Here is a 22,407-nt window from a genome sequence, read left to right as displayed (position 1 = left end):
AGGAGACGACATATGTCGAATCAAAAATTGTTTAACGTTGCCGTAGTTGGGGCAACAGGCGCAGTAGGAGAACAAATTATAGGTCTGCTTGAAAAACGGAATTTTCCGATTGCCGCGCTAAAGCTGCTTTCATCCGCACGCTCAGCCGGTACGAAGATTATGTTCAAGGGTCAGGAGCATATAGTGGAGGAAGCAACGCCGGAGAGCTTTAAAGATGTGGAGATCGCATTATTCAGCGCTGGCGGCGATGTGACGAAGGCGCTTGCCCCTCATGCAATCGAGCATGGGGCGGTCTGCATCGACAATACGAATGCCTTCCGGATGGATCCCGAAACTCCGCTTGTAGTGCCGGAAGTGAACATTGATAAAATTAGCGAGCATAAAGGTCTTATTGCAAATCCTAACTGCTCTACCATTCAGATGGTTGCCGCGCTTAAACCGCTGCTGGACCGTTACGGCATCTCTCGTATTATTGTCTCGACGTATCAGGCTGTATCCGGAGCTGGAAGCCGGGCTATAGAAGAGATGCTGCGCCAGACGCGCGAGGTGCTTGACGGCAATGAGCTTGTTCCGGATATTTTGCCGGTTGGCTCACTCCCGGTCAAACATCAAATCGCCTTTAATGCAATCCCGCAAATCGATAAATTTCAGGATAATGGCTATACGCTGGAAGAGATGAAGATGATTCGGGAAACCAAAAAAATTCTGGGGGACGATTCGATTGAGGTAACGGCGACCTGCGTGCGCATACCCGTTGTCTACGGCCACTCGGAGTCCGTTTATGTTGAATTAAAGAATGATTACGACCTTGAAGATGTCAAAAAGCTGCTGGGAGACGCACCAGGCGTTGTTCTCGTAGATGATCCAGCCAATCAGCTCTACCCGCTGGCGACGGATGCTGCCGGTAAACCGGATGTATTCGTCGGTCGTCTGCGTCGTGATTTTGGCTCCTCCCGCGGTCTAAATATGTGGATCGTTTCCGACAATCTGCTCAAAGGCGCAGCATGGAACGCAGTTCAAATTGCGGAATATATCGCAATCGGCAAATAATAGGATAAGCAGCATGGGCAGCTGGTCAAACATGAATGATCCGGCATCTAAAAAGTGCGGATACGGAGGTTTGACAATGGGCATCCTCGTCCAGAAATTCGGTGGAACCTCGCTGTCCACCGGGGAAGCAAGAGACTTTGTGCTTCGTCATATCGAAAGAGAGCGGCAACGACAGCATCAGCTTGTCGTTGTCGTCTCTGCTATGGGGCGTCAGGGTGATCCTTACGCGACGGACACGCTGCTCTCGCTTCTTCCCGATCATGGAGCGGGTTTGCCGGCCAGGGAGCGTGATATGCTTCTTGGCTGCGGCGAAATCATATCGGCAGCTATGCTTTGCGGACTTTTACGTGCACACTCGGTACCTGCTGTTGCTTTGACAGGGGGTGCGGCTGGTATTTTGACCGATAATCAATTCGGTCGTGCACGAATTGTCGAAATACGTACGGAGCGAATACTCCAATTTTTGCAGGACGGCAATGTAGTGATCGTCACCGGATTTCAGGGTATGACGGAAGCCGGTGAGACAACGACGCTGGGACGCGGGGGCAGCGATACTTCAGCCACCGCGATAGGTGCCGCCTTGAAGGCGGAAAGAGTCGATATCTATACCGATGTCAACGGCATATTAACGGCTGATCCGCGCCTGGTGGCGGATGCGCGCCCGATTCCGGTTGTCGGTTATACGGAAATTTGCAATATGGCCCGGCAAGGAGCCAAAGTGATTCATCCCCGTGCCGTTGAAATTGCCCAGCAGGCCCGGATCCCGCTTCGCGTCCGTTCAACCTTCTCGGAGGATGAAGGGACATTGGTGACCGACACATTGAATCTCACTCAGTCCGCGACGGTTCGCGACCGCTATGTAACAGGCGTAGCTCATGTTAGCGGAGTTACGCAAATTACGGTTCATGCGCAGGACGGGCATAATGATGTTCAGCTTCAGGTATTTCAGGCAATGGCGCGGCATCATATCAGTGTGGATTTTATTAATGTGACACCTGGTGGAGCGGTTTATACAGTTTTTGATCAGGATGCCCGGCAGGCGGTTGCGGTTTTGCAGGCGATCGGATATGCACCGATCGCAGTTAGCAGCTGCGCCAAAATATCTGTAATCGGCGGGGGAATGAACGGTGTTCCCGGGATTATGGCCAAAATCGTGGAGGCGCTAACAGCTCAGGGAATTCCGATTCTGCAATCGGCCGACTCCAACACTACGATATGGGTGCTGGTGAGCGAAAGTTTCATGGTAGACGCCTTAAGGGCCCTGCATGCGAAATTTTCGCTGCACGAATAAATGTTTGAAACGATGTTTAGGAGGAGTCATAATGGATTTCGGAAGATTGGTTACCGCCATGGTAACTCCGTTCGATGCGGAAGGAGCGGTTGACTGGGAAGCGACCGGCCGCGTTGTCGATTATTTGATTGATGAACAATTGAACGACAGCATCGTGGTTTCCGGAACCACCGGGGAATCACCGACGCTGACGGATGATGAGAAAATTGCTTTGTTCAAATACGTTGTCAAGTACGCTAACGGCCGCTGCAAGGTCATAGCGGGAACCGGCAACAATGATACAGCCCACTCCCTTCAAATGACCCAGCTTGCTGAGCAATGCGGCGTAGATGGCGTTCTGCTCGTGGTTCCTTACTACAACCGGCCAAGCCAAGAAGGCATTTACCAACACTTTAAATGTATTGCCGAGGGCACTTCGCTGCCGGTTATGCTTTATAATGTTCCAGGCCGCACGGTCGTGAGCATGACAGCCCAAACGACGCTGCGTCTGGCGCAGATACCTAATATCGTGGCAACCAAGGAATGTGCATCGACAGATCAGGTGACTCAAATAGCTGCTGCAGCTCCTGAAGGCTTCCGGGTGTACAGTGGCGATGATGGAGCGGGACTTCCAATGATGTCTGTCGGCGCATATGGTATCGTCAGCGTAGCCAGCCACATTATCGGCCGTGAAATGAAACAGATGATTGAGTCCTTCGTCAACGGAGACGTTGCGGGAGCTGCCAGGATTCACGCATCCTGTCATCCGATTTTCAAAGGCTTGTTTGAACTGCCGCATCTCGTTCCCAATCCGGTTCTGGTCAAGTCAGCACTGGCGATTCGCGGCATTCCTGTCGGCGGAGTGCGCTTGCCGCTTGTGGGACCTACGGAAGAAGAGCTTGCTGCTCTTCGTGAGTTATTGAATTCTTGAGTTGCTTGCAGCTCTTTATGCAGCACTCACCAAAAACCGGTGCGTTTGCATCGGTTTTTTTTGACATATATTATAGGTATAACATCGGGAAGAAGCTAACTTCGACGCCTGAGGGTGGCGAGAGCCGGTTCTTCCTGCATACATGATCTAAAGTAATCATGACGTGAGTCCGGACAGATAAACGATCCTGTTTAACCTATATTTTCTAAACAGTTCTTCGCCTTTACTTGTGTTTCATAAATTCAATCATGTATAATGGGGACAAGTGATGGTGTGCGGCAAATAATAATGAATCCTTTCCCTTGTTTTGAGCGGCATACAACAGCATAAGACACGGCTTCCTTGATAGAATGATGCGAATCTGATCAGGCAGGCTGATGTCCGCTTCTATCAGGCATTTTGCAATCGGAAGCATTCCATGTCCCGCCCAAGCATGAAGCTGGGTCACCGGACATTGTTTTGCTTTGCTTATTCACTTAAGTTTTATAAGTTTCATTAACATTTGACCATGGTTACGAAGATTTTCTTCGTAAAAAATATAACATGCTAACGAAGCGACTTTATTTCGTGAGGGTGATTGATTCTACACTTATGAATTTGGTTTTACTTCGTAAAAATTAGGAGGTACGGATACAATTGTCAAAGAAAAACAGCCAAGATAAGCTGCTCATATTTGCTTTGGGCGGCGTCGGCGAAATCGGGAAAAATATGTATGTCGTTCAGTATGGGAACGATATTGTCGTAGTCGATGCAGGTTTGAAATTCCCGGAAGAAGATATGCTCGGTATTGATATCGTGATTCCAGATATTACGTATTTAACGGAAAATAAGGACAAGGTACGGGCTATTCTTATCACGCACGGACATGAGGATCATATTGGCGGACTGCCTTATGTATTGAAGCATCTGAATGTTCCTGTTTATGCCACGAAGCTGACACTCGGATTGATTGAAGGCAAGTTGAAAGAGGCAGGTCTGCTTGGCGAAACGAAACGGATTCTGATTAATGCCGATTCCGAAATCCAGCTCGGCACGATCAAGGCATCATTCTTCAAAACCAATCACAGTATTCCGGATTCGGTTGGTGTTTGTCTCGATACGCCGGAAGGCACGATTGTCCACACTGGCGATTTCAAATTCGACCACACGCCGGTTAATAATCAATATGCGGATCTTCAGCGTATTGCGGACATTGGCCGACGGGGCGTACTCGCTCTATTGTCGGACAGTACGAATGCGGAACGCGCAGGGTTTACACCGTCGGAAAGCATGATCGGTCCTTCTCTTGAGGATATTTTCCGCAAAGCTACACAGCGTGTAGTTATTGCAACCTTTGCTTCCAACGTGCACCGGATTCAACAGGTTATTAACGCCGCTATGGCTACGAAACGCAAAATCGTTGTCGTTGGCCGCAGTATGGTGAACGTGGTGTCTATTGCTTCTGAATTGGGTTATTTAACCATTCCGGAAGGCATGCTGATCGAGCCTGAAGAAATCAACAAGATGGCGGCTGACCGCGTCGTTGTGCTCTCCACAGGAAGTCAAGGCGAGCCCATGTCGGCTCTAACGCGTATGGCTCGTTCTACGCATCGCAAAGTGGACATCCTGCCGGGAGATACGGTTATTATTGCAGCTACGCCTATTCCAGGGAATGAGCGTTATGTGGGACGCACGGTGGACGAGCTTTTCCGCTTGGGCGCCAATGTTATTTACGGTCCGGGATCTGTTTCCGGCGTTCACGTATCCGGTCACGGAAGTCAGGAAGAATTGAAGCTGATGCTCAATCTGATCCGTCCAAAATATTTTATTCCGATCCATGGCGAGTACCGGATGCTCCGTCAGCATTCCCTGCTTGCAGAGGCGGTTGGCATCGAACGGGAGAACATTTTCATTATCGACAACGGGGATACGATCGATGTGCAGGGTGGAGTAGCCCGCAAAGGCAGCAAAGTACCTGCCGGTAATGTGTTGATTGATGGTTTGGGTGTCGGCGATGTTGGAAATATCGTGCTTCGTGACCGTAAATTGCTTTCGCAGGATGGTATCCTCGTGGTAGTGGTTACGCTCAGCAAACAAGACGGCGCTATTTTATCCGGTCCGGATATCATTTCCCGCGGATTTGTGTATGTGCGTGAATCCGAAGGGCTGCTTGAGGAAGCAAACCGCATCGTGACTTCGACCCTGCATAAATTAATGAATGATAAGGTGAACGAATGGGCTTCACTGAAAACCAATGTGAAGGATGCGCTCGGCCGTTTCTTATACGAACAGACGCGCCGCCGTCCAATGATTTTGCCTATTATCATGGAAGTATAATGATTTTCAGCCAAGACTAATAAACATGCAAAACGGTTTTCTCCTGTCCGGTTCATTCCGGGTGGGAGTAAACCGTTTTTTGTTATACATAAACTTGTTCTCACGAAAGCGGCAAAGGGACGTCCCAGCTGTCAATTCCGTATAAACCGTATAATAATTCTCTGTCCTTCCATACTATGCAGAGCACATGAAAGAACAGGATTGATTCCTGGCGAATAGGCATAAGGAGGACAAATCACATGCGGGAAATCGAATGGCTTCAAAAATCGGAACAGCCGGATACTGAAGGCGGCGACCGGAAAATGGTGAATCCTACGCTGGAAACGCTGCAGCAGCTGGGACAGACGACGATACCCACAACAGAATCTAATGTATTCTGCATGACCATTATTGGGCAGGTTGAAGGGCATATGGTGCTCCCTCCACAAAATAAAACGACCAAATACGAGCATATTATTCCACAACTGGTGGCGGCGGAGCAGAATCCAAAAATCGAAGGCCTGATCATCGTGCTGAATACGGTGGGCGGGGATGTTGAGGCCGGTCTTGCCATTGCCGAGATGATTTCCTCGTTGACGAAGCCGACCGTTACCCTTGTTCTGGGCGGCGGCCATTCCATTGGCGTACCCATTGCCGTAGCAGGAATGAAGTCATTTATCGCCGAGACCGCGACGATGACCATCCATCCTATCCGGATGAACGGCATGTTTATCGGAGTACCGCAAACCTTTGAATATTTGGAGAAAATGCAGGAGCGGGTGGTACGGTATGTGACTTCACACTCGAACATAAGCACCGAGATGTTCAAAGAACTGATGTTCAAGACCGGGGAGCTTAACCGCGATATCGGGACAACCGTAATCGGGGTGGATGCGGTCAAGTATGGATTGATCGATGCGGTCGGCGGGATTGGAGTGGCGCTGCGCGAGCTGGATGGTTTTATTGCGGAACGCAAGAGAATGGGGCCGGGAGGGCTGACGCAATGACGCTGTACACGACGATGCCGCTGGAGCTTGTCCTGGATGGAATGGATGAACAGCCTGGTCCATATGTGGACATCACCATCGGCAATGTAAGAATGCAAATTGAGCCGATCTCACCGGGGATCGGTAAAATCGTCCGTCTCCTCGAGTGTCCATTGGACGCTTATTTGCAGCCGCAGTATTCACCGGGCACGGTTATTTTATTTGGCTCCCGCTCCTCCTGAAACAGCTGTTTTTCTCATAGCACAGCTTCGGGGTGGGGTTATGCGCAGTTGGCAGCTCTACCCTGGATTGGAGATTAGTAGCGGCATCCAGAGGCCTCGTATGGTATAATGGCAACCAGAGGTGACTGAAGTTGGCGAAAAAAAAGCGAAGAAGAAAGAGCTCGATTGGGACGAGCCTAAAATATGAGGTTTATGGTATTTTGTTGATTACGGTGTCCGTCATCGCGCTTTCGGGTGAAGCTACGGTAGGACGTTCATTGTCCAAACTGTTTGGGCTGATGCTTGGAAAGTTTTACTTTGCCCTGGCTCTTGTAGGTATTTACGTCGGTCTGACCGTTATGATCAAACGTACCTGGCCATCCGGCTGGTCCACCCGCAAGACCGGGATTTTGCTGCTGGTGCTGGCATTTACGCTGATGAGCTCGATTACGGTAATGGATCAGAAAACAGAGCCTACCGGGGGGTTGACTTCCGGTTACATATTAAGTCAATTAGGCGGCGATATTCGTGCTTCGTTAATTGATACTCCTGTCCTGGATGACGGCAGCGTGGCGCCAAGAGCAATCAGCGGCGGTTATGCAGGGGCAATCCAGTATACGCTGCTTTATTGGTTATTTGGTTATTTTGGCGCCAAATTCATTATGATCGTCATGTTTGCCATTTCTATTATGTTGATGACAGGCCGGTCCTATGTGGATTTGATGAAAGCCCTGCGCGTCCGGGGCGGACGTTTCTGGTCGCTAATGCGGGCGAAGCTGGCTGCCAGACGATCAGCGCAGCTTGCAGCAGCTCCGGCAAGAGGGGGCAAGGGCGCAGCCCCTATTATTCAGGATGACGATTTGGAAGATGATGAGGATGATCTTTATCAGCCGCGTCCTAGGGCGGCAAGGAGGAAAATTCCTTTTTTCTCCTGGTTTAACGAAACATCGGATCCCGAGGAGCACTCAAGCAGCGACAAGGACGATTGGCAGATGGATGACGACCATCTGGTTCAGCCTGCCGGAAGCAGCCGCAGCAGAGTACCGCAGTGGGATGACGATGATGAAGAGGGCAGCGCTGAATGGCAGGCTTATAATGCCGGTAAAGGCAGTCCGGCAGTGGTGCCGGAGGTTTTTGATCCTGCAGGCGAAATCGAGCTTCCTCCTGCAATAGACAGCAGCAGGGGACTGATCGATAATACGGCTTTCCAAGGAGAAGATCTGGAACCGCATCTTGTCGATGGGGAAGAAATAGATGATGCATTTACCAGCATCTCTTCTCCAAGCTCGCCGCCTGTAAGTCCGGCAATTGAAACTGGCGAACTGGCAGAGGGCTCCGCCGCTGCAAATCCTGTTCCCCGTGTGCCTGCCGTCAAGCCTTATCAGCTGCCGTCACTCTCGCTGCTGACCAAGCCGAGCGGCAGCGGCAGAGCGGGGGAAGCTGCGGATGCGAATGACTCCCGCCGGAAGCTGGAAGCTACGCTTGAGAGTTTTGGGGTACGGGCGAAGGTGTTGGATGTTGTGCGCGGTCCGGCGGTAACCCGATATGAGGTACAGCCCGCAACAGGCGTCAAAGTAAGCCGGATTGTCGGACTGACCGATGATATCGCCCTCGCACTGGCTGCCAAGGATATCAGAATGGAAGCGCCTATTCCAGGCAAATCCGCCATTGGCATCGAGGTGCCCAACACCGAGGTATCCGTCGTCACGATGCGCGAGGTTATGGAGATGCCTGCATTCTTGAATGCGCCTTCGAAGCTGTCTATCGCCTTCGGAAGGGATATTTCCGGCCAGACGATAGTGGGAAATCTTGCGAAAATGCCCCATCTTCTCGTCGCCGGGGCGACGGGCTCGGGTAAATCCGTTTGTATTAACGGAATCATTACCAGCATTCTATACAAGGCGCGGCCGGATGAAGTCAAGTTTCTGATGGTCGATCCGAAGATGGTTGAGCTTAATGTGTACAACGGCATTCCCCATCTGCTGGCGCCTGTTGTCACCGATCCGAGACGGGCGTCGCTTGCCTTGAAGAAGATCGTGGTGGAGATGGAGAAACGCTATGAGCTGTTTTCCAAGTCGGGCACGCGCAATATTGAAGGCTATAATAATCTGATGGCGGAGAATCCATCCGCGGTTCTGCCTTATATTGTCGTCATCGTGGATGAATTGGCCGATTTGATGATGGTAGCCGCCAATGACGTCGAGGATGCGATCTGTCGTCTCGCCCAAATGGCCCGTGCCGCCGGCATCCATCTGATTATCGCGACACAGCGTCCGTCCGTTGATGTCATCACCGGACTGATCAAGGCGAATATACCATCCCGGATCGCCTTTGGCGTTTCCTCGCAGGTCGATTCCCGGACGATTCTGGATATGGTTGGAGCGGAAAAGCTGCTGGGACGCGGAGATATGCTTTTCCTGCCTGTTGGAATGTCCAAGCCCATCCGGGTGCAGGGGGCTTTCCTTTCCGACCAGGAGGTGGAAGCCGTGGTAAACTATTCGCGCGGTCAAGCCGAAGCGGAGTATACGAATGATCTGGTACCCGAAGTGGATGATTCCATGCCGGAAGCGGATGAGCAGATGGATGAGCTGTATGATCAGGCTGTCCGTATTGTTCTTGAAGCCAAGCAGGCATCCGTATCCCTGCTTCAGAGACGCATGCGAGTAGGCTATACGCGCGCGGCCCGGCTGATTGACCAAATGGAGGCCCGCAGCATTATAGGACCTTATGAAGGCAGCAAACCGCGTGAGGTTCTGCTGACAGTGGATCAGTACGATGCAGGAAAGATTAGCTCATAAGTCAAATTCGTGCATAGAAGGCAATCCGATTTCTCATACTAGGAATAAGCTTCGCTTGCTTTTAGAATCCGCAAGAGAAAGGCAGATTCCAAAGATGAGAAATCGATTAATAATGGTGACCGTCGTCATCGTTCTTCTGTTGTTCGGCGCGTTCACGCTTAAGCATGGCAACAGCGGGAAAACCGCTGAAACTTTCAGCAGCGCCACGTTAAAGCCCGGATCATCGGGAAAAGATGTCAGTGAACTGCAGGGCCGTCTGAAGTATTTGGGATTTTTTAATGGCAAGGTGGATGGCCAGTTCGGGTCCACGACGAAAAATGCCGTCACGTGGTTTCAATGGAAATTCGGAATGAAATCCGACGGCGTTGTCGGGGCAAAAACCAAGCTGAAGCTTTGGGAGGCTACAAAGAGCTGGAAGCCAACCGCCGCGGACGCTCCGGCGCCTGCATCAGGCGGAGATGGCGGGAACACGGGTTCCTCGGGCGGAGGATCCAATGAAACGAAGTCCTCGAGGCTGGGATTATCCGCTAATGATCTTAAGCTGATGGCCAACGCCGTATATGGAGAATCCCGCGGTGAGCCGTACGTCGGTCAGGTTGCCGTTGCCGCTGTTATTCTAAACCGCGTCAAATCGCCAAGCTTTCCGAATTCGATATCGGGCGTTATTTTTCAGCCGGGGGCATTCACGGCTGTTGCGGATGGACAAATCTGGCTGACTCCCAACGAGAGCGCCACAAAAGCCGTCAATGACGCCATTAACGGCTGGGATCCATCAGGGGGCTGTACCTATTATTTCAACCCTGAGACGGCGACATCCAAATGGATATGGTCCCGTCCGCAGGTCAAAACGATTGGCAAACATATTTTCTGCATGTGATGCATGTTCACCCGAAGCAGCCCGTTTATGAACGCGGGTTGCTTCTTCCATTTCTCATCAGTTAGAATGGAATAGAGCTTTGAAAAATGGAATAGATTGACTTAGGAATAAGAAACTATTAGCGGAAGGGGACGCGAGGCGTGACCAAATCTGCATTTGAACGAGGACAGCTTAACCGTATACGTTTGCACGTCTTACCGACACAACGATTCAAGACATTCTCCATTTCGCTTTATATGGGGTCTCCCTTAACGGAAGCAACAGTGACAGCCAACGCATTGATACCATTCGTGCTGCGGCGCGGCACCGCTTCTACACCCGAGACCATCGCATTCCGCGAACGTCTGGATGAGCTTTATGGCGCGGGTTTCGGATTCGACGTGTACAAGCGTGGAGATTCGCAAATCATCCAGTTCCGGATGGATGTTATCAATGACAGGTTTGTTTCTTCCGAGCAGCCGCTTCTGGCTTCCTCGCTTAAATTTCTTGGTGAGGTGCTGACTGCACCGGCAGTGGAGAATGGATATTTTCGCGATAAGTACGTCCAGGCCGAGAAAGAGACGCTGCGCAAACGTCTGGAAGCGATCATTAACGATAAAATCCGTTACGCAGCGGAACGCTGTCTGGAGGAAATGTGCCGCGACGAGCCTTACCGCCTTCATCCGCTTGGCCAAATGGCCGATATTGATGCCATAACGCCGCAAAGCTTAACGCAGAGATATCAATCCTTATTATCCGAAGCTGCTTTCGATTTGTATGTGGTTGGGGATACGACGCTTGAAGAAGTCAAATCGCTTGTAGCGGAAGCTTTCCAGACAGGTTCAGGGACACCGTCGTCTTACACGATGCCGCCTGTTGCGCGTAAGGTTGCCGATGTGCGAACCGTCATTGAGCGGATGGATGTCAGTCAAGGCAAGCTCAATATGGGTCTGCGGATCAATACCTCGTACGGTGATGAGGATTATCCTGCAGCGCTGATGTATAACGGGATACTGGGCGGTTATCCGCATTCCAAGCTGTTCCTGAATGTCAGGGAAAAAGCAAGCCTGGCCTATTATGCGGCTTCCCGTCTGGATGGGCATAAAGGCATCTGCACCATACAATCCGGTATTGAAATCGATAATTTCGACAAAGCGACCGCTATCATTGAGGAGCAGCTGGCGAGCATGCGAACCGGTACCTACAGCGATCTGGAAATGAATCAGACCAAGGCGATGATTGCCAATCACCTTCGTGAGCTGCAGGACTCCGCCAATGAGATGATTGGGTTCGATTTCAATGCGATTTTAACCGGGCGTGAGCGTTCTGCAGATGAACTGATGCGCCAGGTGCAGGCGGTAACTGCCGGGCAGATTGCGGCTATTGCCCAAAAAACAGAGCTGGATACGATATATTTCCTGCGCGACGGGAAGGAGGACTAAGCCTGTGGAAACATTAGCTTATCCAGGCGTTCAAGAAACGATATACCGGGAAGTTCTGCCGAATGGGCTGGAGGTTGTTATTTTACCGAAAGCAGGCTTCAGCAAAACCTACGCCACATTTTCAACGCGTTATGGTTCGGTAGACAACCGCTTTTCAGTTGGCGGAGAGGAGCCGGTGTCCGTACCGGATGGAATTGCCCATTTTCTTGAGCATAAAATGTTCGAAGAGCCAACGGGTGATGTGTTTGCCACATTCGCTTCCCAGGGAGCGTCGGCCAATGCGTATACCAGCTTTGACCGTACGGTTTACTTGTTCTCCGCAACGGAGCAGATTGAGGCGAATCTGGAAACGCTGGTGAATTTCGTGCAGAACCCTTATTTCACCGACGAGAATGTGGAGAAAGAGAAAGGCATCATCGAGCAGGAAATCAATATGTACCGCGATAATGCGGACTGGCGGGTTTATTTTGGGCTGATCGACGCCTTATACAACAACCATCCGATTCACATCGATATCGCCGGAACTGCGGAATCCATCGGAAAGATTGACAAGGAGACCCTTTACCGCTGCTATGAAACCTTTTACCATCCATCCAACATGTTTTTGTTCATTGTTGGAGGAGTTGATCCAGGCAAGGTGATGGAGCTTGTACGTAATAATCAGGCGCGGAAATCCTTCGAGCCGCAGGGGGCGATCAACCGCTTTTTTGATCCCGAGCCTTCATCCGTCAAGAATGCACGCAAAACAGCTGTTCTGCCCGTATCCATGCCTAAATGCATGATCGGTTTTAAAGAGGATCCCAAGCCGCTTGATCCGGCCGGACTTCTCCGCAAAGAGCTGACAACCAAATTGATGCTGGATGCGCTGCTCAGTTCCAGCTCGCCGATTTATAACACACTGTATGACGATAAATTGATTTCTGATTCCTTCGGTCATGAATATAACAGCAGCGAGGATTATGCTTTCTCAGTGATCGGCGGAGAGACCCCGGACCCTGACGAGCTGCTGGCGCGGCTCAAGGCAGCGATTGAAGCAGCACGTGCAAGCGGTCTTCAGGAAAGTGCTTTCGAACGGACACGCCGCAAAAAGATCGGTGGCTATCTCCGCATGCTGAATTCTCCCGAAGCGATTGCCGGAGAATTTACGCGTTATCGGTTCCGCGGCGCCGATTTGTTCAAGCTGGTGCCTATTTATGAGAGCATTACTTTAGAGGAAGTCAACGAACGGCTGCGTGAGCATTTCAACTGGGACCGCATGGCAGTTTCGATCGTGGCCAAAGCTCCACTTTGAAAACGTTAAATGAGATGACGGTGCTCGTGACCGGGGGAAGCCGCGGGATTGGCGCGGCAGTGTCGCGTCGCTTTGCCAAGGAAGGCATGAATGTCGTGATCCATTACAATGAAGCTCATGAGGCGGCCAATGAAACAGCCAGAAGCTGCCTGCTTCTTGGTGCGGCTAATGTGACCACCGTCTCGGCTGATCTGCGCTCAAAGGAGAATTTGTTGCGGATGCAGGAGAAGCTGGATGCTCGCGGCATGATACCGGATATCCTCGTCAACAATGCTGGTATTTCCCATAATGGGATGCTTGCCGATGTATCGGAAGAAGAATGGGACGACGTGATGGCGGTTAATTTAAAAGGCATGTTTTTGTGTACCCAGCTTTTTATGCCCGCTATGGTAACCCAGCGTTTTGGGCGCATTATTAATGTGTCTTCGATTTGGGGGTTATCGGGAGCGTCGTGCGAGGTGCTGTATTCCACAACCAAAGGCGGTATGAATGCATTTACGAAGGCGCTGGCCAAGGAGCTTGCGCCTTCCGGCGTGACCGTTAATGCAGTCGCTCCGGGCGCTGTCAATACAGTGATGCTCGATAAACTGGAGGCTGAAGAGATTTCAGCGCTGGAGATGGAAATCCCGGCGGGAAGACTTGGACAACCTGATGAAATTGCCTCTCTGGTCTATTTTCTGGCCCTGCCCGAATCGGCGTATATTACAGGGCAGATCATCAGTCCCAACGGCGGATGGCTCACTTGACCAACTTGGAATTAACTTTGAGTTCAAGGGGTCATATGGCGAATTTTCAAGGAATCGAAACTTTATGGCGGTTAAATTCGTCGTATAAGAAAGAACCTTTGCGCGCAAAATACGTTATGTTGCCGGATAACGGCTAACACGCAGAGGAGGCGTCAAACACATGTCAAACGTCCTTTCTAATTTCGACACATGGAAAAAGTTCTTGGCCGGTCGGGTGGAGCAGGGAAAGAAAATCGGTTTGAGCGAGGAATCCATTTCGGATCTTGCTTATGAAATCGGGGCTTTCCTTGGCGAGAAGGTCGATCCCAAGAATGAGCAGGAGCAGGCGCTCAAAGAAATTTGGGAAGTCGGCAATGAAGAAGAACGCAAAACCATCGCCGGGCTGATGGTCAAGCTTGTACAAAGATCGTAAGCAGATTGCTTGCGGAAAAGCCTCCCTTGAAGGGGGCTTTTCTGCAATCTTTTATAGATGTGTTGCAGGAATATGGCGAATATTGTAGAATAATCTTTCTTGAACGATTGAACTTATTTCCTCGAATGAGGTGTCAAATTTGGAAGTTAAACAATGGTATATGGAATATAAAATACATAAAAACCGACCGGGACTTTTGGGGGATATCGCTTCATTGCTTGGTATGCTGGAAGTCAATATTGTCACGATTAATGGGGTAGAAAATAGGACGCGAGGCATGCTGCTGCAGACGAATGATGAAGAGAAGATCGAAATTCTTGGCAGAATGCTGCAAAAGGTCGACAATATCACCGTGCTGAAGCTCAGAGAGCCCAAGTTGGTTGATATATTGGCTGTACGTCATGGCCGTTATATTGAACGTGATTCGGATGACCGCAAAACATTCCGGTTTACAAGAGACGAGCTTGGGCTGCTGGTGGATTTTCTGGGTGAAGTGTTCAAGCGTGACGGCAATCAAATCATCGGGCTTCGCGGCATGCCGCGGGTAGGCAAAACGGAGTCTATCATTGCGGGCAGCGTGTGCTCCAATAAACGATGGACATTCGTTTCTTCAACCTTGCTACGTCAGACTGTCCGCAGCCAATTGTCCGAGGAAGAAATGAATCCGAATAATATTTTTATTATCGATGGGATCGTCAGCACGGTGCGTTCCAATGAGAAACATCATGCTCTTCTTCAGGAGATCATGGCTATGCCCTCAACGAAGGTAATTGAACATCCGGATATGTTTATTAAAGAGTCGGAATATGATTATAGCGCTTTTGATTATATTATCGAACTGCGCAATACACCGGATGAAGAGATTTCATACGATCTGTTTACATCCGGATTTCATGAATTTTAAGAATAGGAGGTGTGGTCATGTCGGATTTGGGCGCTTTACTCCGCAAGGCGCGTGAGCAGCGCGGGCTGTCATTGGATGATATTCAGGATTTGACAAAGATACGCAAGCATTACCTGGAAGCTATTGAAGAAGGAAATTATTCCGTATTGCCGGGTACATTCTACGTTCGCGCTTTTGTAAAAAATTATGCCGAAAATGTTGGTCTTGATGCTGAAGAAGTGCTGCGCTTATATCAAAGGGAAATTCCATCGGCAGCTCCAGAGCAAATTGCCGAACCTGTACAGCGGCCGCGCCGCGCCCAAACCCAAGCCTCCGACCGCTGGAGCCGGTTTGGGTTCCGCGTTCTCATGTGGTCCTTTCTGCTGCTTATTGTTGTGGTTGTGTACATTTTCGCTATCAACCGACCCGGCGGGGACGGTACCGAATCTGTTGATCAAACAGGAATGACAGACAAAACCGAGCCGCCAGTTACGGGAGGCGCTGCCGATCCATCGGGGACGACCAACACGAACGAGCCTGATCAAACCACGGACCAGGGAAATGGTACGAATACGGGCACTGATGAGTCAACTCCGAATAACACTCCAGAAACACCTGATAAGATTGCGCTGACATTAGACCGTTCTTCTGGAAAAACCGATTATTTCTTCTACTCTCCGAGCGCAGGAACGCACACTGTGACCTTCAAGCTCACAGGAGGAAGCAGTTGGGTGGGAATTAATCAGAACAGCGTATCGGGCAAAAGCCTTTACCAGAAAACCCTTCAGGATGGGGAGACCGGCTCAGCCGAAGTTGAGGGTAAAATTTATATCAATATCGCCCATGCCAACATCGTCGAGGTGACGATTGACGGCGTTCTGATCGATGATAAGGATCAAACCGGATCTCACAAAATGCTGTTAACACCTGCTGATGATTCCGGTGAAAACGGGCAATCGCAGGATATAGCAGAGGGAACACAGGATGGCAGCCAGGAAAGTGAATAAATCAGATTGAAGACATCCAATCCTTGTGGACTTCCAGGATGGATGTCTTTTCTTATACATAAGGATCGGTTATAATACGGTTCAAGTAATAATTGGAAAAAGGAGCTGCTTACGAAAATGAGTTCGGAAAGTGCATTCGATATTGTTTCAAAGGTGGATATGCAGGAATTAGCCAATGCGATCAACCAGGCAGAGAAAGAGATTGAGACCCGATTTGATTTCAAAGGAAGCAAAAGCAAAATTTCGCTTGAAAAAGAAGACATCATACTTGTCTCCGACGATGAATACAAGCTAAAGAGCGTCATTGATATTTTGCAATCCAAAATGATCAAACGCGGCGTGCCCATCAAAAACATGGATTTTGGCAAAGTCGAATCCGCTTCCGCGTCTTTGGTCAGGCAGCGGGTTAAGTTGCGTCAGGGGATTGAGCAGGATATTTCAAAAAAAATCAATATCCTTATCCGGGATTCCAAGCTGAAGGTGAAAAGCCAGATACAGGGAGATCAAATCCGGGTTACCGGCAAAAGCCGCGATGATTTACAGGCTGTAATGGCGCTGCTCCGCGGTGCGGATTTGCAAATAGAATTGCAATTCACAAACTACCGATAACTTTTTTTGCTGTGAATGTGGATGAAGTCCTCTTTAACGCCTGAGAGCGCGTGGGAAAGGACTTTTTCCTGTTTTGACACGCCTTGGGCCTTGTATTATACTTGTTGAGATAGCTTTTCGGAGGAATCTGGGGGATACATGATGACGGAACGAGTGAAAGTTGTAACATTAGGTTGTGAAAAGAATTTGGTCGATTCAGAGATTATGTCTGGATTAATCGATGAACGCGGTTATCAGCTTGTCGATCAGGCTGATGAAGCTACTGTAATTATTGTCAATACATGCGGATTTATTGACGCGGCCAAGGAAGAATCGGTTAATACGATTCTGGATATGGCGGAGTTCAAGCAGACGGGCCGGCTGAAGGCGCTTATCGTTTCCGGGTGTTTGACTCAGCGTTATAAGAAGCAGTTGATGGAAGAGATGCCGGAAATAGACGGCATCGTTGGAACGGGTGATTTTCATCACATTACCGATATCGTTGATGAGGCGCTCCGCGGGAAGAGACCGGTCAAGGTAGGCAATCCTGCTTTTGACTATGACCAGAAGCTTCCTCGTCTGGTTACCACTCCCCGTTATACCGCTTATGTGAAAATCGCGGAAGGCTGCGATAATGCTTGCACATTCTGCTCGATACCGATTATGCGGGGCAAGTTCCGCAGCCGGTCTATCGAATCCATTGTAAACGAAGTTCAGATGCTTGCAGATCAAGGCGTGAAGGAAGTCAGCTTGATTGCACAGGATTCAACGAACTACGGAACGGATTTGTATGACAAATTCATGCTTCCGGAGCTTCTTAATCGTGTCAGCGAAGTGGAAGGCATTGCTTGGGTCCGGCTTCATTACGCCTATCCGGGATTTTTCACGGATGAGTTGATTGATACGATTGCATCCAATTCAAAGGTTTGCAACTATATTGATATGCCTTTGCAGCATAGTGAGGATTCCATCCTGAAGCGGATGCGCAGACCTGGCCGGCAGCGTGATACAAGGGAGCTCGTAGCCAAAATCCGCTCCAGGATTCCGGATGTCGCCCTGCGTACTTCAATTATCGTTGGTTTTCCAGGGGAAACCGAAGAAGACTTTAACCGCCTGTGCGATTTTGTCCGGGAAATGAAATTTGACCGGCTGGGTGTGTTCTCCTACTCAAGCGAGGAAGATACGCCGGCTGTCCGGCTTCCGGATCATGTGCCAAGCGAAGTGATCGAGTGGCGAGCCAATACTCTGATGGAAATCCAGCGGCAGGTATCCAAGGACATCAGCGGCAAATACGTTGGCAATGATATTGAAGTGCTAGTTGAGCGCTACGATGGCCGCAGCGACGTCTACGTGGGTCGTTCGCCTTATGATGCGCCGGAAATTGACGGTGAAGTTTTTATTTCCAACTGCACGGCTGGAATTGGCGAAATTCAAAGAGTGCGCATAACGCATGCCTATGAATTTGATATGTCCGGGGAGGGGCTATAATCGTGAATTTAGCCAACCGGATCACATTGATTCGCATATTTTTAGTCCCGATTATTATGTTTTTGCTGCTCATCAATGTGGATTTAAAGCCGCTTAGCTTTGATGATTTCTCGATAACCTGGAATCAGATCCTGGCTGCATTGATATTTATCGTTGCGGCCAGTACGGATGGACTAGACGGTTATATCGCACGCAAGAACAAAATCGTGACTAACCTGGGCAAGCTGCTTGATCCATTAGCCGATAAGCTCCTTGTGGCGGCGGTGCTTATTTCGCTTGTCGAAATGGATAAGCTGGATGCCTGGATTGCAATTGTGATCATAAGCCGCGAATTTGCGGTGACCGGGCTTCGCCAAATTGCGCTGCTGGAGGGCAAGGTGCTGGCGGCGAGTACGTGGGGCAAGTGGAAAACAGCCGTGCAAATTACGATGATCATCGATTTGCTGCTGAATAATTTTCCGTTTACGTTTCTCGATTTCCGATTCGATCTTATTTCAAGCTGGGCTGCTGCCCTTATTACGGTCTATTCGGGAATTGATTATTTCATCAAAAATAAAAATCTTATTCCGCTTACGGAGTAGGACAATTTGTTTGTAAAGCATCATTCTCTGTCATTACATGGGAATGGTGCTTTTCATTACCTAATGGAATGGAGCGGTTTACATGCGCGCTGAAATTATAGCAGTCGGAACGGAACTATTGCTGGGTCAAACGGTGAACACCAATGCCACATATATTTCAACAGGCCTTGCCGAGCTGGGAATCGATGTCTATTTTCAGACGGTAGTGGGGGATAATGCCGTCCGTATTGTGCAGGCGGTCGAGATTGCCCGCACCCGGGCCGATCTGATCGTATTTACGGGCGGACTTGGACCGACCCAGGATGACCTGACCAAGGACGCGCTCGCCGGTTACTTGAACCGTGGAATTTCGATTCATCAGCCGTCCATGGTGAAAATTGAGAATCTGTTCACTTCGCGCGGCATGCATATGGTGGAAAGCAACCGCAGGCAGGCGAATCAGATTGAAGGCAGTGATCCGCTCGTGAATGACGCCGGTCTTGCTGTAGGCAACGCTTTGATTGTCGAGGGTACTCATTATGTGCTGCTGCCAGGGCCGCCCCGGGAAATGAAGCCGATGTTTGACGGTCCGGCCAAAGCCTGGCTGCGAAGCGTAATGGGCGAGGAACGCAGGCTCTTCTCCCGTCTGCTCAAGTTTGCCGGCATTGGAGAATCCAGTCTGGAGCAGGCGATTATTGATTTGATCGAGGTCCAGTCCGACCCTACAATTGCCCCGTATGCCAAAGAAGGTGAGGTAGCCATCCGACTTTCCACCAAAGCGCTCTCCTTGCATGAGGCGGATTCCAGACTGGATCAGGCGGAGCTGCAGATAAAGGAGCGCGTTGGCCAATATTTGTTTGCGAACGAGGATATTCCCCTAGAGGAAGCGGTCATACGCCTGCTTAGAGTAACGGGACGCAAATTTGCCAGTGCCGAAAGTCTTACAGGAGGGCTGCTGGCTGAGCTTGTGACCACCCTGCCGGGAAGCAGCGGCGAATTCGTCGGTGGCGTCGTTACCTACACCAACGAGATGAAGCAGCAGCTGCTGGGCATCCCGTTGTCCCAACTGGAAGGAGCAGGCGCGCCTGGCGCCATATCTGAATCAACGGCAGCACTTATGGCGGAGCGGGTGCGCGATTTAACGGATTGCGACTTCGGCTTGTCGCTCACCGGGGTTGCAGGCCCGAGTGAAGCTGAAGGCAAGCCTGTCGGTCTGGTCTATTTTGGCATTGCCGAGCGCGGCAAACCGACAATTGTGCATAAGGCGCAGCTGAGCGGAACGCGCGATATTATAAGAGTGAGATCGGTGAAGTCGCTCCTGTACAGGTTCTGGCAGCTGCTGTCTGCCGAACAGCCGGGCAGATGATGATTTTTGCTTGTCAGAATACGGAAAATGAAATATAATCGTCATTAGTTGACGGAAGAACCGTGGCGAAGATCACTTTGCTGCGGTTCTTTTTTTCATTCATCGGCCGATGAAAAAAATAAGAATATATGTTCGTAAAAACTATTGTCATTAGAGGAGAAACAAGGTATCATTACATTATAAATAATGAAGGATGTGAACGCGTTGTCAGATCGTCGCGCTGCGCTTGAAACGACATTACGTCAAATAGAGAAACAATTCGGGAAAGGCTCCGTCATGAAGCTCGGGGAGTCGAATCATATGAAAGTGGAAACAGTATCCACTGGTTCCCTTGCCCTGGATATTGCTCTTGGTATCGGGGGCTTGCCCAAAGGCCGGATTATTGAAGTGTACGGACCGGAATCCTCCGGTAAGACGACAGTAGCTCTTCACGCCATTGCTGAGGTACAGCGTGTGGGTGGACAAGCCGCTTTCATCGATGCGGAGCATGCTCTTGATCCGCTGTATGCCAGCAAGCTTGGCGTTAATATCGATGAATTGCTGCTCTCCCAGCCCGATACCGGTGAGCAGGGACTCGAAATCGCTGAGGCGCTCGTCCGCAGCGGCGCAGTGGATATTGTTGTTATTGACTCGGTTGCGGCACTTGTGCCCAAAGCCGAGATCGAGGGTGAAATGGGGGATTCCCATGTCGGCCTGCAGGCGCGATTGATGTCGCAAGCACTGCGTAAGCTGTCAGGCGCCATCAGCAAATCCAAGACCATCGCGATTTTCATCAATCAGCTGCGTGAGAAAATTGGCGTTATGTTTGGCAATCCAGAGACGACCCCTGGTGGACGCGCATTGAAATTCTACTCCACAATTCGACTTGATGTGCGCCGTATTGAATCCATCAAGCAGGGTAATGACATTGTCGGCAACCGGACCCGTATCAAGGTCGTTAAGAATAAGGTAGCCCCGCCTTTTAAACAGGCTGAGATTGATATCATGTATGGCGAAGGCATTTCCAAGGAAGGCAGCATTGTCGATATCGGCGTTGAGATGGATATTGTACAGAAGAGCGGAGCCTGGTTCTCGTATAACGGAGAACGTTTGGGACAAGGCCGGGAGAATGCCAAGCAGTTCCTGAAGGATCACGCTGATACTTCAACAGTAATCGAGAATCAAATTCGGGAAGCAAGCCATTTGTCAGCCGCCGCGCTCACAGCTTCTGCCGTGGATGATGAGGACGAAGACGAGCTGGATCTTGATCTCGAGTTGGAATAACTATTTACCCTTGGCTATGAATAGATTCGGAAGAGCACCTTCGCGGGTGCTTTTCTGCATGATATAGAACATGAACTTATTTATTTGATGCCATTCATTTTAGGGAGAAGCTCAAGGGAAATGGCAGGGAAGGAGCAGCCATAAGATGAAGGATGATGAACGGGTGCAAGATGAGCAAGAAGAGCAGGAAGAACAAACCGAGGCAGGTATGATGCTTATAACCGCTATTGAACAGGAACGCAAGGACAAGCGGCGTTACCATTTGTATATGGATGGCAATGATGAGCCCTTTACCTCTGTTCACGAAGATTTAATTGTCACGCACAGGCTTTTGAAGGGGAGGCAGATTGATCCGCATGAGCTGAAGCAGATTGTGGAGAAGGACAATGATCATCGCGCTTATATTTTGGGATTGATTTATTTGGGGCCAAGGCCCCGCACCGAGAAGGAAATTTCGCGTTATCTCTCTGGCAAAGGGCTTGATGAATCCGCAATCGGCAAAGCTCTGGCGAGATTGCAAGGCGAGAGGCTGGTCGATGATATCTCCTATGCCAATCAGTTTGCCGAGCAGCGAATGCGAAGCCAATTAAAGGGAAGACGGCTGCTGCAGCAGGAGCTGACGCATCGCGGCATAGCCAGCGGCACAGCTAAGGAGGCCGCTCAGGGACTCGATTCGCAGATGGAGACCGAGGTTGCCATACGCGCAGCCAAGAAGAAATGGCCTTATGTGAAAGGGGAAATCCGGGACCGAAAACGGAAACTGATGGCATTTCTGCTGCGCAGAGGATTCCCGAGCGCGGTGGTTAAACAGGCCGTTAACGAGGCAAGCCGGTCCGGTGAAGACGACGAAAACGGGCATACCCTTGACAATTGATTTTCACAAAAGATAAAATGAGTGTGTATTCCTTCTTCCAGAGTCGATTTTTCTTCCAAAAATTGATTCGAAACGATTTA

20 protein-coding genes are annotated in these 22,407 nt (G+C 50.1%); all 20 read left to right on the top strand.

Annotation, left to right across the window (positions count from 1 at the left end; genetic code table 11):
* Positions 1-12 precede the first annotated feature (12 nt).
* The 20 genes from ACFOLF_RS04405 to ACFOLF_RS04310 all read left to right on the top strand — a co-directional run bounded on the left by ACFOLF_RS04405 (position 13) and on the right by ACFOLF_RS04310 (position 22,327).
* Positions 13-1,050 carry an aspartate-semialdehyde dehydrogenase gene (locus ACFOLF_RS04405; protein WP_210041105.1) on the top strand — a complete coding sequence of 346 codons (1,038 nt, stop codon included), beginning with the start codon at positions 13-15 and terminating at the stop codon, positions 1,048-1,050.
* Positions 1,051-1,126: 76 nt separating this feature from the next.
* A complete protein-coding gene (gene dapG / locus ACFOLF_RS04400) occupies positions 1,127-2,341 on the top strand; it encodes an aspartate kinase (protein ID WP_210041103.1) in 1,215 nt (404 codons plus the stop codon).
* A gap of 31 nt (positions 2,342-2,372) precedes the next feature.
* Complete coding sequence (dapA, locus tag ACFOLF_RS04395) at positions 2,373-3,251, top strand: 4-hydroxy-tetrahydrodipicolinate synthase (RefSeq protein ID WP_210041101.1); 879 nt, start codon at positions 2,373-2,375, stop codon at positions 3,249-3,251.
* A gap of 636 nt (positions 3,252-3,887) precedes the next feature.
* Positions 3,888-5,567: a ribonuclease J gene (locus ACFOLF_RS04390; RefSeq protein WP_210041099.1), complete on the top strand. Its 1,680-nt coding sequence runs from the start codon at positions 3,888-3,890 to the stop codon at positions 5,565-5,567.
* Between the two features lie 239 nt (positions 5,568-5,806).
* A complete protein-coding gene (locus tag ACFOLF_RS04385; protein ID WP_379112703.1) occupies positions 5,807-6,553 on the top strand; it encodes a ClpP family protease in 747 nt (248 codons plus the stop codon).
* Positions 6,550-6,774, top strand: coding sequence for a YlzJ-like family protein (locus ACFOLF_RS04380; protein WP_210041097.1), 225 nt, complete (start codon positions 6,550-6,552; stop codon positions 6,772-6,774). Before ACFOLF_RS04385 ends, ACFOLF_RS04380 begins: the two co-directional genes overlap by 4 nt.
* Before the next feature lie 131 nt (positions 6,775-6,905).
* On the top strand, positions 6,906-9,551 hold the full coding sequence (locus tag ACFOLF_RS04375) for an FtsK/SpoIIIE family DNA translocase (protein WP_379112707.1): 2,646 nt from the start codon (positions 6,906-6,908) through the stop codon (positions 9,549-9,551).
* A 94-nt stretch (positions 9,552-9,645) separates the two neighbouring features.
* Positions 9,646-10,428, top strand: coding sequence for a spore cortex-lytic enzyme (gene sleB / locus ACFOLF_RS04370; RefSeq protein ID WP_210041095.1), 783 nt, complete (start codon positions 9,646-9,648; stop codon positions 10,426-10,428).
* A gap of 140 nt (positions 10,429-10,568) precedes the next feature.
* Positions 10,569-11,849 (top strand): EF-P 5-aminopentanol modification-associated protein YfmF, encoded by a 1,281-nt coding sequence (gene yfmF / locus ACFOLF_RS04365; protein WP_210041093.1) that lies wholly within the window; start codon positions 10,569-10,571, stop codon positions 11,847-11,849.
* Between the two features lie 4 nt (positions 11,850-11,853).
* Complete coding sequence (yfmH, locus tag ACFOLF_RS04360) at positions 11,854-13,140, top strand: EF-P 5-aminopentanol modification-associated protein YfmH (RefSeq protein ID WP_210041091.1); 1,287 nt, start codon at positions 11,854-11,856, stop codon at positions 13,138-13,140.
* Between the two features lie 14 nt (positions 13,141-13,154).
* Positions 13,155-13,886, top strand: a complete 732-nt coding sequence (gene ymfI / locus ACFOLF_RS04355; protein ID WP_210042196.1) for an elongation factor P 5-aminopentanone reductase — start codon at positions 13,155-13,157, stop codon at positions 13,884-13,886.
* Between the two features lie 160 nt (positions 13,887-14,046).
* Entirely contained in the window at positions 14,047-14,298 is a 252-nt protein-coding gene (locus ACFOLF_RS04350) for a DUF3243 domain-containing protein (RefSeq protein WP_210041089.1), read from the top strand.
* Between the two features lie 139 nt (positions 14,299-14,437).
* A complete protein-coding gene (locus ACFOLF_RS04345) occupies positions 14,438-15,202 on the top strand; it encodes a DUF3388 domain-containing protein (protein ID WP_379112710.1) in 765 nt (254 codons plus the stop codon).
* Between the two features lie 17 nt (positions 15,203-15,219).
* Positions 15,220-16,188: a RodZ domain-containing protein gene (locus ACFOLF_RS04340; RefSeq protein ID WP_210041087.1), complete on the top strand. Its 969-nt coding sequence runs from the start codon at positions 15,220-15,222 to the stop codon at positions 16,186-16,188.
* A gap of 117 nt (positions 16,189-16,305) precedes the next feature.
* Positions 16,306-16,797 (top strand): YajQ family cyclic di-GMP-binding protein, encoded by a 492-nt coding sequence (locus tag ACFOLF_RS04335; RefSeq protein WP_210041085.1) that lies wholly within the window; start codon positions 16,306-16,308, stop codon positions 16,795-16,797.
* Between the two features lie 141 nt (positions 16,798-16,938).
* Positions 16,939-18,264 (top strand): 30S ribosomal protein S12 methylthiotransferase RimO, encoded by a 1,326-nt coding sequence (gene rimO, locus ACFOLF_RS04330; protein ID WP_210042192.1) that lies wholly within the window; start codon positions 16,939-16,941, stop codon positions 18,262-18,264.
* Between the two features lie 2 nt (positions 18,265-18,266).
* Complete coding sequence (gene pgsA, locus ACFOLF_RS04325) at positions 18,267-18,845, top strand: CDP-diacylglycerol--glycerol-3-phosphate 3-phosphatidyltransferase (protein ID WP_210041083.1); 579 nt, start codon at positions 18,267-18,269, stop codon at positions 18,843-18,845.
* Between the two features lie 82 nt (positions 18,846-18,927).
* A complete protein-coding gene (locus ACFOLF_RS04320) occupies positions 18,928-20,190 on the top strand; it encodes a competence/damage-inducible protein A (protein ID WP_210041081.1) in 1,263 nt (420 codons plus the stop codon).
* 204 nt (positions 20,191-20,394) lie between these two features.
* Entirely contained in the window at positions 20,395-21,453 is a 1,059-nt protein-coding gene (recA, locus tag ACFOLF_RS04315) for a recombinase RecA (protein WP_210041079.1), read from the top strand.
* A 145-nt stretch (positions 21,454-21,598) separates the two neighbouring features.
* Positions 21,599-22,327: a RecX family transcriptional regulator gene (locus ACFOLF_RS04310; RefSeq protein WP_210041077.1), complete on the top strand. Its 729-nt coding sequence runs from the start codon at positions 21,599-21,601 to the stop codon at positions 22,325-22,327.
* The last annotated feature ends 80 nt before the right edge of the window (positions 22,328-22,407 follow it).

Origin of the sequence: Paenibacillus sepulcri, assembly GCF_042647105.1 — a bacterium.
Taxonomy (GTDB): domain Bacteria; phylum Bacillota; class Bacilli; order Paenibacillales; family Paenibacillaceae; genus Paenibacillus_Z; species Paenibacillus_Z sepulcri.
The sequence above is the reverse complement of the archived record's forward strand: the minus strand, read 5'-3'. Positions and strand labels throughout refer to the sequence as shown.

Bases quoted from the DNA above. Each gene is read 5' to 3' on its own strand.
- ACFOLF_RS04405 (WP_210041105.1), top strand. From the start codon at position 13: ATGTCGAATCAAAAATTGTTTAACGTTGCCGTAGTTGGGGCAACAGGC.
- dapG (WP_210041103.1), top strand. From the start codon at position 1,127: ATGGGCATCCTCGTCCAGAAATTCGGTGGAACCTCGCTGTCCACCGGG.
- dapA (WP_210041101.1), top strand. From the start codon at position 2,373: ATGGATTTCGGAAGATTGGTTACCGCCATGGTAACTCCGTTCGATGCG.
- ACFOLF_RS04385 (WP_379112703.1), top strand. From the start codon at position 5,807: ATGCGGGAAATCGAATGGCTTCAAAAATCGGAACAGCCGGATACTGAA.
- ACFOLF_RS04380 (WP_210041097.1), top strand. From the start codon at position 6,550: ATGACGCTGTACACGACGATGCCGCTGGAGCTTGTCCTGGATGGAATG.
- sleB (WP_210041095.1), top strand. From the start codon at position 9,646: ATGAGAAATCGATTAATAATGGTGACCGTCGTCATCGTTCTTCTGTTG.
- ymfI (WP_210042196.1), top strand. From the start codon at position 13,155: ATGACGGTGCTCGTGACCGGGGGAAGCCGCGGGATTGGCGCGGCAGTG.
- ACFOLF_RS04350 (WP_210041089.1), top strand. From the start codon at position 14,047: ATGTCAAACGTCCTTTCTAATTTCGACACATGGAAAAAGTTCTTGGCC.
- ACFOLF_RS04340 (WP_210041087.1), top strand. From the start codon at position 15,220: ATGTCGGATTTGGGCGCTTTACTCCGCAAGGCGCGTGAGCAGCGCGGG.
- ACFOLF_RS04335 (WP_210041085.1), top strand. From the start codon at position 16,306: ATGAGTTCGGAAAGTGCATTCGATATTGTTTCAAAGGTGGATATGCAG.
- rimO (WP_210042192.1), top strand. From the start codon at position 16,939: ATGACGGAACGAGTGAAAGTTGTAACATTAGGTTGTGAAAAGAATTTG.
- ACFOLF_RS04320 (WP_210041081.1), top strand. From the start codon at position 18,928: ATGCGCGCTGAAATTATAGCAGTCGGAACGGAACTATTGCTGGGTCAA.
- ACFOLF_RS04310 (WP_210041077.1), top strand. From the start codon at position 21,599: ATGAAGGATGATGAACGGGTGCAAGATGAGCAAGAAGAGCAGGAAGAA.